This window comes from Acinetobacter sp. UNC436CL71CviS28, from assembly GCF_000620525.1.
Taxonomy (GTDB): domain Bacteria; phylum Pseudomonadota; class Gammaproteobacteria; order Pseudomonadales; family Moraxellaceae; genus Acinetobacter; species Acinetobacter radioresistens.
The window spans coordinates 1-16,432 of the sequence record NZ_JIBB01000020.1; the positions used below are offsets into that span (position 1 = coordinate 1).

A 16,432-nucleotide genomic window follows, 5' to 3' on the forward strand; every position below is an offset into this window, starting at 1 on the left:
CTTCTGTTGGTGTTACTTAACGGGTGAATGGCAACATGATCAAAAAAAAGCGATAAAAATAAAGAAGCATGGACGACTCTCAATGAGTTTATTTCGCTATGGTTTAGACTATGTTCAAATGGCGATTCAGCGTTTAATTGGTTTTGGGAAAAAAGAAGAGTTTAAGGAAATTTTGGCAATTTTAAGAAGGCAGAACCCTGATAGGATAAGGGTTCTGTGAAATTTGTCGTGTACAGAGGCGTTTTTTATATAAAATGGGTATTTCGAACAGTGATACTGATATTGAGAGTATTTACATAGAGAATAAGAAAGTTGTCGAAGACTGGATCTGGTTTTATATTGTCCTGAACAGGATTCTGATGAAACTTTATTTTGTTATACTTCTGTGCTATTTAACTCTCTGAAAATAATAGTGACTAATAATAAAGCTCTACTTTTTGATTTTATTGATGATTAGTGTTTTTCTGGCTGCAGATGGCAACTATTGAGCCATTTCAAAAATAAGGGAAGATTTAAGCTCTGTTTTGATATAAAAGAATTATTAAATTTTGCCCCAAAGGCATAAGAGATATTCATAAAATTACTCTCAATCCATTGGGGCAGCTCAGTGACACATTCTGAAGAATCCAGCAGGTTTATATAAAAAAGAGAAAGTTTAAATTCTTCAAAACAAACCTGAGCAAAATTATATTTTATCTTTTGAGTTCAATGGTCAGATAGCTTATCAAAAGCTGGTTTTCTATTTGTATGAGCAGCAGTGAATAAGTCTAGACTAATAAACTAGAGACTAGACAGATCCGGCTCTTCTCTTACCCGACAATAAAAACTGCCAATCCCTTTGCGCTTTATCATCTTCCAGAAGCGGAATATGTTCAAACAAAAGTCCAAAATAATAAAAATTAATAAAGTCTACTATTCCCGCAACCTTTATACCTTTCATCTTAACCACGCTGAACTGCTAGAAAAACCACTGACCGCACGGAATTAATTAACGCTGAGGTGGAGATGGCGGGGTCATATCAACTAACAGGCCGGCTATACGGCGTACCAGTGGCAATAGGATCAGTACCGCTGGAAATGCAGCCAGCCAAGATAACATCCAGGCACTAAACCAGAGATGAAAGAAATTTTCGACCCAACCTAAACTGCGTAAAAGATTAATCATGGAAATTATTCCACTCATCAGACAGGATAAAATAAGAGGTATTATCCAGGCAGCGCATGCTGCCGGTAGCTTCGGGATACTGCCGATAATGGTCGCACGCGTTTGGTTCATGGCATAACTCTAGGTTTTTAATATAAATTTATAAAATATTTTCCAGATTTCTTGAGGAAAATAAGCAGCATTATAGCATTTCCTGTAATGAAACGGCCAAAGCGCTTTTAATCCCTGTAAATGCACTCCCCCAAGCTGCTGGAAATTTGTTATATTTGCTCTCTTTCCGCGATACTTATTTTTCGACTGATTATGAATACGGCAATACAAGCAGCTCTTGATCATGCAGTACAATCCCTTCAGAACCAAGGGGTACTCCCCACTGAGTGGACCAACAGCAGTAGCCTGACCCGAACCAAAGACCGCAGTCATGGCGATTTCGCATCTAATATTGCCATGATCGGGGCAAAAGCTGCTGGTATGAAGCCGCGTGATCTGGCTGAAAAAATTCTGGCAAACCTGCCTGAAGTGGCTGACATTAGCAAAGCTGAAATTGCTGGTCCGGGCTTTATCAATTTCTTTTTAAATGCTGACCAGCGCTTTGCGGTACTCGACCAGATTCAGGCTCAAAAAGACCAATATGGTCGCACGCAGGTTAATGCTGCGAAAAAAATTCAGGTTGAGTTTGTCTCTGCCAATCCGACATCTAGCCTGCATGTAGGTCATGGCCGTGGTGCTGCTTATGGCATGACCGTCGCCACTTTGCTTGAGGCGACAGGTGCAAAGGTTGATCGCGAATATTATGTCAATGATGCAGGCCGTCAAATGGATATTCTGGCGACCTCTACTTACCTGCGTTATCTTGAACTGTTAGGACAAGATTTAGTTTTTCCTAAAAATGCCTACCAAGGTGACTATGTCAAGGAAATCGCACAGGGCATTATCGACCTGAAAGGTAAAACTTATGTACACCCTGTCGCTGATGTCTATAAAGATGTTCCGGAAGATGTTCAATATGCTGCTGAGCCAGACAGTGAAGGTAATAAAGTCGTTCTCTCTGGTGATAAAGAAAAGCATATTGATGGCCTGATTTTTAATGCCCAGCACTTACTGGGTGAAGGTTATCGAGTGTTTCACCAGGCAGCGCTTAAAGCCATTCTAGATGATATTAAAGATGATCTGGGCGAGTTCGGTGTAACGTTTAATGAATGGTTTAGTGAAGCTTCGCTCACTGAAAAAATTGATGAAGCCCTACAAACCTTGGATCAACGTGGCTTTTTATATGAAAAAGATGGCAACATCTGGTTTAAATCAACCGAATTTGGTGATGAAAAAGACCGTGTGGTAAAACGCCGTAATGGCCAGACCACTTATTTTGCCTCGGATATTGCCTATCATCTCAATAAACTGCAACGCGGTTATACCGACCTGATTGATATCTGGGGTTCAGATCACCATGGTTATATCTCGCGGGTAAAAGCTGCAATTGAGGCAATGGGCTATGACTCAAAGAAACTGACTGTTTTACTGGTACAGTTTGTGAGTTTATGGCGTAGTGGTGAAATGGTTCAGATGTCTTCGCGTTCCGGACAGTTTGTAACCTTGCGTGACCTGCGTAAAGAAGTTGGCAATGACGCAGCACGTTTTTATTATGTAATGCGTAAATCTGAACAGCATATTGACTTTGACCTTGACCTTGCAGTCTCGCAAAGTAAAGATAATGCCGTATATTATATCCAGTATGCGCATGCACGTATCTGCCGTATGCTAGAAAAAGCCGCGAGTAATGGTATTGTTTTGAATGTCTCTACAGCACGTAGCCATGCACCGCGCCTGGAACTTGATGCAGAAACCGAACTGCTGGCCAAGCTGGCGGCTTACCCGGATATTGTGATTCGTGCAGCCAATGTTTATGAGCCGCATCAGGTCGGTAACTACCTGAAGGAATTGGCAGCGCTTTTCCACGGTTGGTATAATGAACATAAAGTACTTGGTGATGATGCTGAACTGACTCAGGCCCGTCTACTACTTTCTGTAAATGTTCAGCAAGTACTTCGTAATGGCCTGGAACTGCTCGGTGTGTCTGCACCGACTACCATGTAAAATAACAAGAGAGGTTTCCACGTGTTTGGAAAAACGCAACGCGGTGTATCTGAACGGTCAACTAAGCCAAAGCAGCCCCTGATTCCGAAATGGTTGGGGACGCTGGTCGCTATATTGGCTGTACTCTGCCTGGCAGTTATATTGATGCTCTGGAAACCGTGGGAACCGGTTAAACCGAAAAACCAGATTACCTCCGAGCACTACCAGGAAGAAACCAACAAGGATTACCGTTTCTATGACTTGCTGCCACAACAGCAGGTTACACCAATTCCTGAACAGGCTATTCCTGAGACCACTAAAGATACTGCACCTGTAGTAATCGTAGAAGCACCTGAACCAGTACAACCTGCCACGCTGGCAGATGCAGTACCAGCAGATGGTAGCCTGGATGTGACTGAAGCGCCTGTACCACGTCAGCCATCGTTTATTTTACAGGTACGCAGTTTTCCAGATCCTGACAGTGCTGATGCACGCCGTGCCGAAATTATCTTGAATGGTCTTTCTGCTGATGTCATCAAAACCACTGAAAATGGCCAAACCTGGTATCGGGTCATTTCTGGGCCGTATGACTCACAGGAAGCTGCTGTCATTGCACAGCAGACTTTACAACATAGTGGTATTGATTCAATTGTGGTAAAACGTTAGACCTGAAAAAATAGAAAAGGATGCGGTCGCATCCTTTTTTATTTATAGCTGATAAATAATAAATACAGTTATACTTGAGCCTGTTCCGGGTCCCGTGCCTTAGCCTGCTGATAAGCGGGACGCACATGAATTCGGGCTAAATATTTCTGTATATTGGGATAATGTCCTTGTAGGCGTGTTGCCATAGCTTCAAGCGGAAAACTCATCTGGATATCAGCAAAACTGAATTGACCCGCGACATACTCATGCTGGCCCAGATACTGCTCCAGAAAAGCAATATGATCTTTTAAGCGTGGCTGAACAAATCCGGCCCGGATACCATCCGTAATCTTATTGGCAAGCGGACGAATCAGAAAAGGGACCCGCTCTCCTACTTTTGAAATCACCAGTTGAAACACCAGTAAAGGCATTAGTGAACCTTCGGCATAATGCATCCAGTAAATATAATCACGCAGAGAAGCAGGATCGGTTGGCTTAAAATGTGATTCTTGATCATACTGGCTTTGCAGGTATTCCAAGATTGCACCAGACTCAGCCAGTACATGACCTTCATCTGTTAAGATAGGGGCTTTACCCAATGGATGAATGGCCTTTAAACTATCTGGGCCGGTATAATCTGGCTGACGGCGATAAAATTCAATCTGATAATCTAGACCTAACTCTTCTAGAGCCCAAAGAATACGGAACGAACGGGATTGTTCCAGATGGTGTAGAGTTAGCATGGTTTTATTCCTGAGTTTATTGTGTTTATAAAAATTAAGTTATCAAAACAACAGCAGTTAGCCTATTATTTTATATACTATTACCAGTCATTAGGGGACTTATTTGGCAGGACGCATTTGTCCGGGAACAGGAGGCGCTTCAAGTCGCGGTCCAGCATGACCCTCAACGTTTCCAAAACGGTGATCATGTTTCTCCCATTGCTCACGCGCCTGTCTTATTTCTTCAGAAGTTCGTGCAACCAGATTCCACCACAGGACTATTGGCGTTTCAAATGGTGCGCCGCCTATCAATAAAAGACGGGCATCTTTATTTAATTCAAGTTCAATCTCTTCCAGACCAGGATGCAATACCAGCATATTTTGATTATGTAATTCATGGCCGTTCACTTGTGCACTGCCTTCCAGAACAAGAAAACCATATTCAAATTGTGGATTTAAAGTAAAAACCTGCCGACTATCTTCTCTAGCTTTTAAATCAACACCGAGCAATGGACTATAAACCTGTACCGGAGAAGACTGTCCTAAAAATTCACCGACCAGTACAGTACATTGTAGCTGATCCTTTTCCACAACTGGCAACTGAGAATAATGTTCAAATTTAGGTAACATGTTGCGCTGCTCATCAGGTAAGGCAATCCAGAGCTGAGCAGCATGCATTCTGGTCTCTGACTCAGGAGAAACTTCGGTATGGGTAATTCCATATCCTGCTGTCATCAGATTGACCTGTCCCGGCTCAATGAGCTGTTCAGAGCCGACACTATCCCGGTGCATTACCGTTCCTTCAATCATCCAGGTAAAAGTTTGCAGTCCGATATGAGGATGCGGCCCCACCTTCATGCCCTGCCCCGGTTTAAATGTGGCTGGTCCCGCATGATCCAAGAAACACCACGCACCAATCATACGTTTATAACGGCTGGGCAGGGCCCGCTGAATTACAGTGCCCTGTCCAATTTCAGCGGTACGGGTAGGTATTTCCTGTAATTGAGTTGCATGCGGCAGTATATGCTCTGCTGGCTCTATAGTTCCGGTCCCTGATTGATTCATCTTTATACTCTTATCATGTTTTATATAAAATCTGCTTGATCTGATTCGGTTATAACGTAAATTTTCTGCATAAAAAAGGACGCTTTCGCGTCCTTTTTTATAAGGGATATTTTAAGCCAGCTAACTAGAGCATTTTAAAACTGATTCATAGAAAACCCTAATAAAATACTTCAACCTGTAAATAGCCTGTTTATTCCCATTCAATCGTAGCAGGTGGTTTAGATGACACATCATATACCACACGTGATACATCTTTAATTTCATTCATGATACGGGTAGATATACGGTCTACCAGGTCATAAGGCAAATGAGCGAAACGTGCTGTCATAAAGTCAACTGTCTCCACAGCACGCAGTGCAATCACCCATGCATAACGACGGCCATCCCCCACTACACCCACAGATTTGACAGGCTGGAATACAGCAAATGCTTGGGCAGTCTTGTCATACCAGCCACTGGCACGTAATTCCTGCATGAAAATATCATCAGCAAGACGCAGAATATCAGCATATTCCTTTTTCACTTCACCCAGAATACGCACACCAAGGCCCGGGCCCGGGAATGGATGACGATAGATCATGCTATGTGGCAAGCCTAAGGTCGTACCCAGTTTACGTACTTCATCCTTAAACAGGTCACGTAACGGTTCAACTAGTTCAAAAGCCAGGTCATCTGGTAAACCGCCTACATTATGATGCGATTTAATCACATGGGCCTTGCCCTGTTTGCTGGCAGCAGATTCAATCACATCTGGATAAATCGTACCTTGTGCCAGGAATTTTACACCGTCGAGCTTACGAGCTTCTTCAGCAAAAACTTCAATAAACTCGCGGCCGATAATTTTACGTTTTTTCTCTGGATCAACTTCGCCTGCCAATGCGCCAAGGAAGCGCTCTTCAGCAGCAGCACGGATTACACGGATTCCCATATTCTGCGCAAACATCTGCATAACCTGATCGCCTTCATTCAGACGTAAAAGGCCATTGTCGACAAATACGCAAGTTAGCTGGTCTCCAATCGCTTTATGCAACAATGCTGCTACAACAGATGAATCTACGCCACCTGAAAGTCCCAGCAATACTTTTTCATTACCAATCTGTTCACGTAACTGTTCTACACGTAAATCAATAATATGTTCTGGAGTCCATAGGCCACGACAGCCACAGATCTGATGTACAAAATTGGAAAGTAACTCTGCACCTTTAGAGGTATGTGTTACTTCTGGATGAAACTGGATGCCATAGAAGCGGCGTTCTTCATCAGAAACCATAGCAATTGGACAGCTTGGCGTACTGGCAGTCACACTAAAACCGGCTGGTAGCTGACTCACTTTGTCACCATGACTCATCCAGACATGCAGCTGGTTTTCACGGTCTTGTAGCTGTCCGATCAGACCATCGCGAATCAGGATATCTACTTCGGCATAACCGAATTCATGCACCACACCAGGCTCTACCTTGCCACCCAGCTGTTCGCACATGGTTTGTAGACCATAGCAGATTCCCAGTACCGGCACCCCTAGCTCAAAAACCAGTTGTGGTGCACGCGGACTACCTTCTACGTGGACACTTTCAGGACCACCAGACAGAATAATTCCGTTCGGGTTAAAAGCACGAATGTCTTCTTCAGACATGTCATAAGCATACATTTCAGAATATACGCCTGCTTCACGAACACGGCGTGCAATGAGCTGGCTATATTGAGAACCGAAATCCAGAATCAGAATACGGTCTTCAGTAATTTGGGTATTGGTAGTCATGACAAACAACTATGAAAGGCAATCGAAGTAAGCGCGCTATTCTAGCATTTTTTGATGTATTAAGCACATTATTCAGACATATCAATTTTTTAAAATTTTTTGATGATGGGCTTTTTTCATAGCGGAAAAAACAGAAAATAGTCCTTAATCTGTTTTTCAAGGATTGATAATGAATGACTCTTCTCTTTCCTCAAGAGTTTATTGATATTTTTGAACTCCCTATATAAATGTATTTTTTTATATTTTGCTGCTGACTTTCAGCATAGGCACTGCTAGGATTTGGTCACCCCGTATGCTTGTTTTTTCCCATGGAACTCCTCGATTTTATCTTACACGTTGACCAGCATTTACTCGAATTTGTCCGCGATTATGGCATATGGATTTATGCAATTTTATTCCTGATTATTTTTGTCGAAACAGGTCTGGTCGTCATGCCCTTCCTACCCGGAGATAGCCTATTATTTGCAGCCGGTGCAATTGCTGCTTCTACCGGCATGATGGATCCATGGGTGCTGGGTATCTTGTTATTTATTGCTGCTGTACTGGGCGATACACTTAATTATCATATTGGTCGGTTGGTGGGCCCCAAAGTCTTTGAAATCAACTCACGTTTTATCAATAAAGAACATCTGTTTAAAACCCAGCGTTTCTTTGAGCGGCATGGCGGTAAAACTGTAATCTTTGCGCGTTTTATTCCTTTTGCCCGGACTTTTGCACCCTTTGTAGCAGGGGCCGGTAGCATGAACTATAAATATTTTCTAAGTTATAATATTGTTGGGGCCTTTTGCTGGGTTGGATCTTTTATTGCACTAGGTTATCTGTTCGGTAACATGCCTATTGTTAAAGATAATTTTACCCATCTGATTTTCGGTATTATTATTTTAAGTATTCTGCCTGGTATTATTGGTTTTATCCGGCAAAAAATTATAAATAAACGAACAGTGGCTGAAAAAAGTTAAGTGCTATTACAACTTTTCTATCATCATTTATACCGTATAAATATAGCCGATTTTTTAAAATGATCGGCTATATTAGTTTCAAGAACACATCTGCTTTAATTCAGAAAGTTAACATTAACAAGGTATTCAAAAAAAATTATAACGGCTCTATAGTATAATATCCGCCATACATCTTTAGAAGATAGACAACTCTATAACAAGAACCTGAGCTGGATAAATATATCTAAATTATGACCGATCATAATATTGAGGATCTATCGCTTTCTGCTTCAAAATAGCGAGACCCTAAATTTGATATATAGCCGATAATTTATAACAGCCATAGAGGCACAGTCAGTTATAACCTTTTTCTCCAATACCCATACTCAAAAGTAGAGTTATATAAATATTTTAGCTTAAGTGGTAGCACGTTTAACCAGCCGGATCGGACAGTTTTTAAACTGGGCAGCTTGTGCAATAGCTTCTTGTTCACCCAAAAGACGTGCGGTTTCAGTCCGCTTTGTATTTGAGGACTCCCCCATATTTACCGAAACAGATGGCCCGATTCCCCAGCCGCCACGGCTGCCCCAACCACCTCCAATTCCTACACCTAAACCTACACCTGTACGTGTAGCAGGTGTTACGCCCTGATCGAGATATTGTTGAATACGGTTATATTCACTCTGCAATTGCTGGCAGTTTAATGCCTGATATTGAGTGGGAGAAACATAGCTGGGTTTTACAGGGGTTGCACAGGCACTTAATAACAAAGCCGATACAGCAGCCACAGATAAATAGATTCTTTTCATTGAGAATTCCGGACTCAAAGCTTGTCTCTTTATTAAACAATCTGTCTACCAACCAGGTCAAATCATATTCAGTAAGAAATTCGTGATGAGATGGGATGGCATATATACGTGCTGATTTAATTACAAAGAAAATCTCTGAAATGAGCTCCTTTAACCGGTCTATAAATTAACCACACCGCTGCTCAAGCTGTATATGACGTGCTAAAAGTTTGGCTTAATGGTCACGAGTAAAATAATGGCAATAAAAGCAAATAAACCAATGGCCAAACCGGCTCGACGCTGTACTAATAACATAGAATCGTCCTTGCGAAAAGCCTTCATCAGCGAGGAAAACAGAACGATAAACAGAATAATCTTGGCATAAAACCAAGGCTGTACCATAAACTGATTCATCACTAATAAAATAATACCTGTTAAAATGATCAGGCTAAAGGATAAGTGCTGTAGTGCGACCAGTATCTTACGTCCGATGGGGTTTGGCTGGTTGCCCTGTGTTCCGATAAATAGGGTCAGGCCACGCAGCACAAAAACAATTAGAGCTAGTGTGGCACTGCTCATATGTATAATTTTTAAGAACAGATGAGTATCCATGTATAATTTATACTCTTGTTAAACTTTAGGTGCATGGGCGCATTCAGGACTTGCAGGTGCAATCCCCGGCCATTCAGTCGGTAAATAAGCATGAATAGCCAAGGCATGGATATTGCCAGGACTCATCAAATCTGCTGTCAGAGCATAAATTTTCTGATGACGCTGTACCAATCGTAGGCCAATAAAAGACTCACTGACAATAATAACTTTAAAGTGTGTTTCTTTACCCGGGAAATAACCGCCATGACTTGAAGATTCATTAACTACCTCAAGATGAGTAGGTGACAAAGTCTGTAATCGTTCAATCAGTTGCTGTTCTAGGCTCATAACTAGTCCTCTGAGTGATTATTGGAGTGGAATTGAAGTATACGTGTTCCTCAGCCAGCTTACCTTAGTAAAATCTTTATGTTTTACATCTTTTTATAGTTATACCTCGATATAAAACCAACTACCTTGTGCTGAATGACAAGGCAAACAGGCTAAAAGATGATAAAAGTTGAATTTAAATAGCTTAAAATGATTTTATTTTATGCAATCAGTTCAATATTCTGTAGAAAAATGTTGACCGGTATCTTCCATAATGTATTATAAGCGGCACGCGGGAATAGCTCAGTTGGTAGAGCACAACCTTGCCAAGGTTGGGGTCGCGAGTTCGAGTCTCGTTTCCCGCTCCAGATTTTTTAGTTCAAGTTTTTATAAAAACTGCTCAATATGCGGGAATAGCTCAGTTGGTAGAGCACAACCTTGCCAAGGTTGGGGTCGCGAGTTCGAGTCTCGTTTCCCGCTCCAGATTCTAAAAAGCCTCAAGTTGAACTTGGGGCTTTTTTAATTTATTGAGGCTAATTTAAAATCCCTGTTTTTAAAATCAAAAAGCTAAAGCAAAATTTATAATTTTAAAAATAAGACTATCTTTAAAATCGTATTTTTAATAAAGTCATATATTTGTGGGTATAGAATCATATCAGTCATAAGAACATTTTAGCCAAGGAAGCCGTGCTACTGGTAAAATGAGTAATGTTCACCACCCCTATAATAAATATAAAGACTTACCAAAAAATAAGAATATAGCTGCAGCAGGTAAAACTACCTGAATTATGGATAAGTAAGATCTTTAATTTTTATATAATGCTGTTTTGATTTAACTGCTAAAGACAGATTATATATTCAAGTTTAATTTACTTTTATGTTCTTTATTTTTTGTAAGCGTAAGTGATTGATACTTAGAATAACTTTTTGAAGGTCTATAATAAGATCCATCTTTATAAAAATTGATCATCACTCATGACTGTACTTACCTGCTTTAAAGCTTATGACATCCGTGGCAAGCTCGGAACAGAGCTGAATGAAGAGATCGCTTATAAAATTGGCCGCGCCTATGGACAGATTTATCAGCCTCAGACTGTGGTGGTGGGGTGCGATATTCGTCTTAGCAGTGAATCTCTAAAACAGGCCACTATTCGCGGCCTAAATGATGCCGGCGTTAATATACTGGATCTGGGTATGACTGGAACCGAAGAAGTTTACTTTGGGGCTTTCCATCTAAATGTACAAGGTGGAATCGAGATTACTGCCAGTCATAATCCGATGGATTATAACGGTATGAAACTGGTCCGTGAAAATGCACGCCCCATCAGTGCAGATACGGGTTTAAAAGATATTCAGGCTTTAGCTGAGAGTGAAAACTTTACACAGGTACAAAAACCAGGAACTACCCAGTCTTATAATATTCTGCCAGAGTTTGTTGAACACCTGATGAATTATATTGAACCCGGCAAGATTCGCCCGCTTAAACTGGTCGTTAATGCCGGAAACGGTGCGGCCGGACATGTAATTGATGCTATTGAGACTAAATTCCGGACCTTAGATATACCGGTAGAGTTTATTAAAATTCATCATGAGGCCAATGGGCATTTTCCGAATGGTATTCCCAATCCGATTCTGGTTGAAAATCGTGATGTTACCCGCCAAGCGGTACTGCAACATCAGGCAGACCTGGGTATTGCTTGGGATGGCGACTTTGACCGCTGCTTCCTGTTTGATGAAAAAGGGCAGTTTATTGAAGGATATTATATTGTCGGATTGCTGGCACAAGCATTTTTGATTAAACAGTCGGGTGAAAAAATTGTGCATGATCCGCGTCTGGTATGGAATACCCTAGATATTGTCGAGCAGTACCATGGTGTTGCAGTCCAGTCCAAGTCTGGTCATGCTTTTATTAAAGATGTTATGCGGGAACACAATGCTGTGTATGGCGGTGAAATGAGTGCTCACCATTATTTTCGTGATTTTGCCTACTGTGATAGTGGAATGATTCCATGGTTACTCATTATTGCCCTTCTGTCAGAAACCGGCCAAACACTCTCGAGCCTGGTTGAGCGTATGATTGAAAAATTCCCTTGTAGTGGTGAGATCAATTTTAAGGTTGAAGATACTCAAAAGACGATTGAGAATATCTTGGCACATTATCAATCACAACAACCGCAAATTGATAAGACTGACGGGATCAGCCTGAACTTTAGAGATTGGCGTTTCAATGTTCGTGCTTCAAATACTGAACCTTTGCTACGCCTGAATATTGAAATTCAGGCTGAACGGACTGCGCGACCAATGCTGCACTATATTGATGAACTGACCGCACTTATTCAGGGAAGTTAATATAAAAGATTATAAAAAAACGGAGTATTGACTCCGTTTTTTCTTTTCAGGAATGATAACCTTGCGGATTTTGCTGTTGCCATTTCCAGCTATCTTTTAACATATCTTCCAAGGTATATCGTGGCTGCCAGCCCAATTCAGCCATTGCACGCGAATTATCTGCAAAGGATATTGCAACATCACCTGTACGGCGAGGAACAAACTCAAATGGAATCTTGACTTGATTCACTGCTTCAAATGCATTTTTTACCTGTAATACCGAAGATCCTTGACCAGTACCAATATTCCAGGCACGACATCCCTGTGAATTTAAACGGTTATTTAAGGCACATAAATGGGCATTTGCCAAGTCAACCACATGTATATAATCACGGATACCCGTGCCATCTACCGTGTCATAATCACTTCCATAGATCGACAATTTTTCACGGCGACCCACTGCTACCTGGGTAATATATGGCATTAAATTGTTTGGAATACCTTGTGGATCCTCACCAATCTGACCACTTTGATGGGCCCCAACCGGATTAAAATATCTTAATAACGCAATAGACCACCGCTCATCCGCTATAGAAAGTTTCTCTAAGATCTGCTCAACCATTAGCTTGGTGTAGCCATAGTTATTGCTTGGCATACCTGTTGGCATTTCTTCTTTTAAAGGAGAAATATTGGCTTCGTCATAGACTGTAGCAGACGAGCTAAATACCAGCCGATATACCTGAGCTTTCTGCATCGCCTGAACCAGAGCTATACTGCCTGCAATATTGTTAACAAAATACACCAGCGGCACCTGCTGGCTTTCCCCAACTGCTTTCAGCCCAGCAAAATGAATAACGGCATCAATTTTATATTCATCAAATATCTGCTCAAGCACCTGATGGTCTCGTATGTCACCCTGAATAAAAACCAGTGACTTTTGTGTGAGCTGTTGTACCCGATGCAAAGCCTCTTCTGAACTGTTACTTAAATTATCAAGCACAATTACTTCATGTCCGGCTTGGAGTAACTCTATACAGGTATGCGAGCCAATATAGCCTGCTCCACCTGTGACTAAAACTTTAGCCATAATATTGACCTAATAACACTTTAATTAAACCTTGGGTAGAAGCATCCAGCTGAGAAATATTTTCCTGCTGACGATTCAGTATGGGGAGCAGTTCGTTGGCAATCTGCTTACCCTTTTCCACTCCCCATTGATCGAATGGGTTAATATTCCAGATAACTGACTGTACAAAAACTTTATGTTCATAGAGTGCAATCAGCATTCCCAGACTAAATGGATTAAGTTCTTGTAACAGCAGGGTACTGCTTGGCTGATTACCTTCATACTGCTTATAGATCGGCAGTTGTGCGGACTCTTCCTGATTCAGGGCTGCATTGCCAAATGCCAGCAAACGCGACTGCGCCAGACAGTTAGACAAAGCGAGATGATGCTGTTCTACCAAAGCTTCAGCATTCTGGATATAGGTAAACTGGTTAGCATTATAACGCTTGACTGGAGCAATAAAATCACAGCTTACCGCTTGTGTTCCCTGATGCAGCAACTGGTAAAACGCATGTTGTGCATTTGGGCCTACCTCACCCCAGATGATAGGACAGGTATTATAATTTACCCGTTCGCTATTGCGCTGTACAGATTTGCCATTTGACTCCATTTCCAGCTGCTGCAAATAAGAGGCAAAATATTTCAGGCGGCCATCATAAGGCAAAATGGCATGGGTCTGTATTTCCAGAAAATTACTGTTCCATACCCCGAGTAAAGCCATCAGTACGGGAATATTTTTATGTAGTGGAGCTTCCTGGAAATGCCGGTCTACTGTGTAAGCACCGCCCAAAAATTGTTTGAAGCCTTCAACTCCAATGGTTAGGGCAATCGGTAGACCAATACAGGACCAGAGTGAATAGCGTCCACCGACCCATTCCCATAACAGTAACTGGTTTTCAGGTACGATTCCCCATTCTGTCATTTTTTCAGGCTTGGTAGAGACTCCAATAAAATGACTTTTTAAAATATGGGGATGCTGGCCGAGTTCTTTTTCTAGCCATTGCCGTGCAGTCTGGGCATTTGACAGGGTATCGATGGTACTAAAAGATTTTGATGAAATAATAAAGAGGGTGGTTTCAGGACGTAACTGATGCAGCAGATCTGATAGCTGACTACCATCAATTGTGGAAACAAAGTGGACCCCCAGAGATCTGCGGCTCTGAACCTTGAAATCACCTAATGCATAAGTGGTCATCAGAGGACCAAGATCTGATCCACCTACTCCAATATTTACAACATCCCGTATTACTTCACCAGTCGCGCCGCGGAACTGTCCAGCATGGATTTTCTCGACCAACCCATACATACGTTGTAACTGTTCATGGACCTGTGCTGCCAGATCAGCATGTTTTACTTCATTTTCAGGCAACCGCAAGGCCCAGTGCATAGCTGCACGCTGCTCGGTGTAATTAATTTCCTGCTCAGAAAATAATGCATGAATCCATTCTGGTAACTTCTGCTGTTCAGCCAATGCTACCAGCTGTCCTATGACATCCTGATTTACCCGATGCTTGCTATAATCAAAGGTCAACTGTTCAATATGAATAGAATAATCATTGAAGCGGTCTGGTTCATTCTTAAATAGATCATTTAAATGCTGGGCTTTGAGTGCCTCAGCCAACTGTTCCAGCTTCTGATAGGCCGGCATATTTTTGGGAAACTCTGATGTCTGTTGTATATTCTGGTTCATATGCGCCCCACTCCTTCATAGGCAAAACCTTGGGCTCTGACATAAGCTGGGTCATAAATATTACGGCCATCCAGAATCATAGGATGTGCCATTAACTGTTTTAAACGGGAATAGTCTGGACTCCAGTAGGCTTTCCACGCTGTCATCAGACATAGGGCGTGAGCATCCTGTACTGCTTCATAAGGATTACGGCAGAGAATCAGGTCTTCACGCTTACCATAATAGTTTTCCAGATCTGGTAGAGCAGCCGGGTCATGCAGTTTTACAGTGACCTGCTGCGCCCATAAGGCTTCCAGCATGGTATGCACTGGAGAATTAATGGTACTGCTGGTATTTTCCTTAAAAGCCGCACCCCAGATTGCAACCGTTTTACCTTGCAAGTCACAGCAGTAATAATTCCATAATTTACGGAAAAGTATTTCCTTCTGCTGCTCGTTAATCTCCCAGACCTGCTGTAAAAGGCGACTGTTGGTACCACTACTCGACATAGTTTCTGACAGGGTCAGAATATCCCTGGAGAAATTATCGCCCCCGAATCCGACTCCCGGTTGTAAATAGCTTGAACCAATCCGGCTGTCAGCACCTAGGCCCAAACGTACATTTTCAATATCAATATGCAATTTTTCTGCGACCTGGGCCAAGTCATTCATATAGCTGATGCGGGTGGCGAGCATGCCAGAAATACTCAGCTTGGTAAATTCTGCATCCAGTATGGGCATGAACAGATACTGCTGGCTCAACGGAAAAAATGGTCTCAGCAGCTCACGGGTCTGGGTTTGGGCAAAATCATAATATTTTTCATCAATACCAATTACGACTTCACGTGAGTGAGTAAAACTCTCGGCCGACTTGCCCTCCTGAATCATGTCAGGCAAGTAAACCCAGGCATCTTTAGCCAGAATTTTCTGTAGTGAAGCTGTACCCTTCAAACCAAAAGTAGAACCATTGATCATTAATTTCGGGTGGATAATGGGTTGACGGCTTAAATGCTGGACAATATCTAAGGCTTCCTGAAAACAGGAGGGATTAAAGCCAAAAAAATAGACATCAATATCTTCTTTTAAACTGCTTAAACTGGTCTCTTTTAAATTCCCCAAGTGTTTTTGCCGGCTCAGAAGCTCAAGTAGCTGGGTATCCAGGGTAAGACCTGGTGCACAGGTTTCTTCAAGTCCCTGACACCAGTAAACTTGGTGGCCTGTCTCTGCCCATAAAGCACTCATTACCGCGGCTTGTAAGGTTGCGCCAAATACCGCAATTTTCATAGTGCCTCCTGCT

Annotated in this window: 13 protein-coding genes, 2 tRNA genes and 2 pseudogenes; 7 read left to right on the forward strand and 10 right to left on the reverse strand. The window is 42.0% G+C overall.

Going from position 1 to position 16,432, the window contains the following annotated elements; genetic code table 11:
• Positions 1–220 (forward strand): annotated as a pseudogene (locus tag N518_RS0108865) (IS4 family transposase); the annotation flags it as partial.
• 768 nt (positions 221–988) lie between these two features.
• Here N518_RS0108865 and N518_RS0108880 read toward each other — a convergent pair.
• On the reverse strand, positions 989–1,276 hold the full coding sequence (locus tag N518_RS0108880) for a DUF2798 domain-containing protein (protein ID WP_005017339.1): 288 nt from the start codon (positions 1,274–1,276) through the stop codon (positions 989–991).
• A 192-nt stretch (positions 1,277–1,468) separates the two neighbouring features.
• Between N518_RS0108880 and argS the strand changes: the two genes are divergently transcribed.
• Positions 1,469–3,259, forward strand: a complete 1,791-nt coding sequence (gene argS / locus N518_RS0108885; RefSeq protein ID WP_005023692.1) for an arginine--tRNA ligase — start codon at positions 1,469–1,471, stop codon at positions 3,257–3,259.
• A 21-nt stretch (positions 3,260–3,280) separates the two neighbouring features.
• Positions 3,281–3,904, forward strand: a complete 624-nt coding sequence (locus tag N518_RS0108890; protein WP_026444154.1) for an SPOR domain-containing protein — start codon at positions 3,281–3,283, stop codon at positions 3,902–3,904.
• 68 nt (positions 3,905–3,972) lie between these two features.
• Here N518_RS0108890 and N518_RS0108895 read toward each other — a convergent pair whose 3' ends face one another.
• The 3 genes and pseudogenes from N518_RS0108895 to guaA form a co-directional block, all read right to left on the reverse strand.
• Entirely contained in the window at positions 3,973–4,626 is a 654-nt protein-coding gene (locus tag N518_RS0108895; RefSeq protein WP_005017346.1) for a glutathione S-transferase, read from the reverse strand.
• A 99-nt stretch (positions 4,627–4,725) separates the two neighbouring features.
• Positions 4,726–5,607: pseudogene (locus N518_RS0108900) on the reverse strand (pirin family protein); the annotation flags it as partial.
• Positions 5,608–5,860: 253 nt separating this feature from the next.
• Positions 5,861–7,429: a glutamine-hydrolyzing GMP synthase gene (gene guaA, locus N518_RS0108905; RefSeq protein WP_005017353.1), complete on the reverse strand. Its 1,569-nt coding sequence runs from the start codon at positions 7,427–7,429 to the stop codon at positions 5,861–5,863.
• Positions 7,430–7,737: 308 nt separating this feature from the next.
• Here guaA and N518_RS0108910 point away from each other — a divergent pair, with 308 nt between their 5' ends.
• Positions 7,738–8,388, forward strand: coding sequence for a DedA family protein (locus tag N518_RS0108910; RefSeq protein ID WP_005023700.1), 651 nt, complete (start codon positions 7,738–7,740; stop codon positions 8,386–8,388).
• Positions 8,389–8,783: 395 nt separating this feature from the next.
• Here N518_RS0108910 and N518_RS0108915 read toward each other — a convergent pair whose 3' ends face one another.
• The 3 genes from N518_RS0108915 to N518_RS0108925 form a co-directional block, all read right to left on the reverse strand.
• Positions 8,784–9,176: a hypothetical protein gene (locus N518_RS0108915; RefSeq protein WP_005017358.1), complete on the reverse strand. Its 393-nt coding sequence runs from the start codon at positions 9,174–9,176 to the stop codon at positions 8,784–8,786.
• A 201-nt stretch (positions 9,177–9,377) separates the two neighbouring features.
• Complete coding sequence (locus N518_RS0108920; RefSeq protein WP_005017360.1) at positions 9,378–9,767, reverse strand: SirB2 family protein; 390 nt, start codon at positions 9,765–9,767, stop codon at positions 9,378–9,380.
• A gap of 18 nt (positions 9,768–9,785) precedes the next feature.
• Positions 9,786–10,094, reverse strand: coding sequence for a BolA family protein (locus N518_RS0108925; protein ID WP_005017362.1), 309 nt, complete (start codon positions 10,092–10,094; stop codon positions 9,786–9,788).
• 271 nt (positions 10,095–10,365) lie between these two features.
• Between N518_RS0108925 and N518_RS0108930 the strand changes: the two genes are divergently transcribed.
• The 3 genes from N518_RS0108930 (at position 10,366) to N518_RS0108940 (ending at position 12,422) form a co-directional block, all read left to right on the forward strand.
• Positions 10,366–10,441: transfer RNA gene (locus N518_RS0108930), tRNA-Gly, on the forward strand.
• A gap of 39 nt (positions 10,442–10,480) precedes the next feature.
• A tRNA-Gly gene (locus N518_RS0108935) sits at positions 10,481–10,556 on the forward strand.
• 492 nt (positions 10,557–11,048) lie between these two features.
• A complete protein-coding gene (locus tag N518_RS0108940; RefSeq protein ID WP_026444156.1) occupies positions 11,049–12,422 on the forward strand; it encodes a phosphomannomutase/phosphoglucomutase in 1,374 nt (457 codons plus the stop codon).
• 46 nt (positions 12,423–12,468) lie between these two features.
• Here the strand turns inward: N518_RS0108940 and galE are convergent, their stop codons facing one another.
• Genes galE through N518_RS0108955 form a run of 3 tightly spaced genes read right to left on the reverse strand, consistent with a single transcriptional unit; the run spans position 12,469 to position 16,419 of the window.
• Entirely contained in the window at positions 12,469–13,488 is a 1,020-nt protein-coding gene (gene galE, locus N518_RS0108945) for a UDP-glucose 4-epimerase GalE (RefSeq protein WP_026444157.1), read from the reverse strand.
• Positions 13,481–15,157, reverse strand: coding sequence for a glucose-6-phosphate isomerase (pgi, locus tag N518_RS0108950; protein WP_005017370.1), 1,677 nt, complete (start codon positions 15,155–15,157; stop codon positions 13,481–13,483). The genes galE and pgi overlap by 8 nt, the downstream gene beginning before the upstream one ends.
• Entirely contained in the window at positions 15,154–16,419 is a 1,266-nt protein-coding gene (locus N518_RS0108955) for a UDP binding domain-containing protein (protein WP_005017373.1), read from the reverse strand. The genes pgi and N518_RS0108955 overlap by 4 nt, the downstream gene beginning before the upstream one ends.
• Positions 16,420–16,432 lie beyond the last annotated feature (13 nt).

What these genes read in the sequence shown, in the direction of transcription:
- N518_RS0108880 (WP_005017339.1), bottom strand. Translation starts at nt 1,276, where the DNA reads ATGAACCAAACGCGTGCGACCATTATCGGCAGTATCCCGAAGCTACCG.
- argS (WP_005023692.1), top strand. Translation starts at nt 1,469, where the DNA reads ATGAATACGGCAATACAAGCAGCTCTTGATCATGCAGTACAATCCCTT.
- N518_RS0108895 (WP_005017346.1), bottom strand. Translation starts at nt 4,626, where the DNA reads ATGCTAACTCTACACCATCTGGAACAATCCCGTTCGTTCCGTATTCTT.
- guaA (WP_005017353.1), bottom strand. Translation starts at nt 7,429, where the DNA reads ATGACTACCAATACCCAAATTACTGAAGACCGTATTCTGATTCTGGAT.
- N518_RS0108910 (WP_005023700.1), top strand. Translation starts at nt 7,738, where the DNA reads ATGGAACTCCTCGATTTTATCTTACACGTTGACCAGCATTTACTCGAA.
- N518_RS0108915 (WP_005017358.1), bottom strand. Translation starts at nt 9,176, where the DNA reads ATGAAAAGAATCTATTTATCTGTGGCTGCTGTATCGGCTTTGTTATTA.
- N518_RS0108920 (WP_005017360.1), bottom strand. Translation starts at nt 9,767, where the DNA reads ATGGATACTCATCTGTTCTTAAAAATTATACATATGAGCAGTGCCACA.
- N518_RS0108925 (WP_005017362.1), bottom strand. Translation starts at nt 10,094, where the DNA reads ATGAGCCTAGAACAGCAACTGATTGAACGATTACAGACTTTGTCACCT.
- N518_RS0108940 (WP_026444156.1), top strand. Translation starts at nt 11,049, where the DNA reads ATGACTGTACTTACCTGCTTTAAAGCTTATGACATCCGTGGCAAGCTC.
- galE (WP_026444157.1), bottom strand. Translation starts at nt 13,488, where the DNA reads ATGGCTAAAGTTTTAGTCACAGGTGGAGCAGGCTATATTGGCTCGCAT.
- pgi (WP_005017370.1), bottom strand. Translation starts at nt 15,157, where the DNA reads ATGAACCAGAATATACAACAGACATCAGAGTTTCCCAAAAATATGCCG.
- N518_RS0108955 (WP_005017373.1), bottom strand. Translation starts at nt 16,419, where the DNA reads ATGAAAATTGCGGTATTTGGCGCAACCTTACAAGCCGCGGTAATGAGT.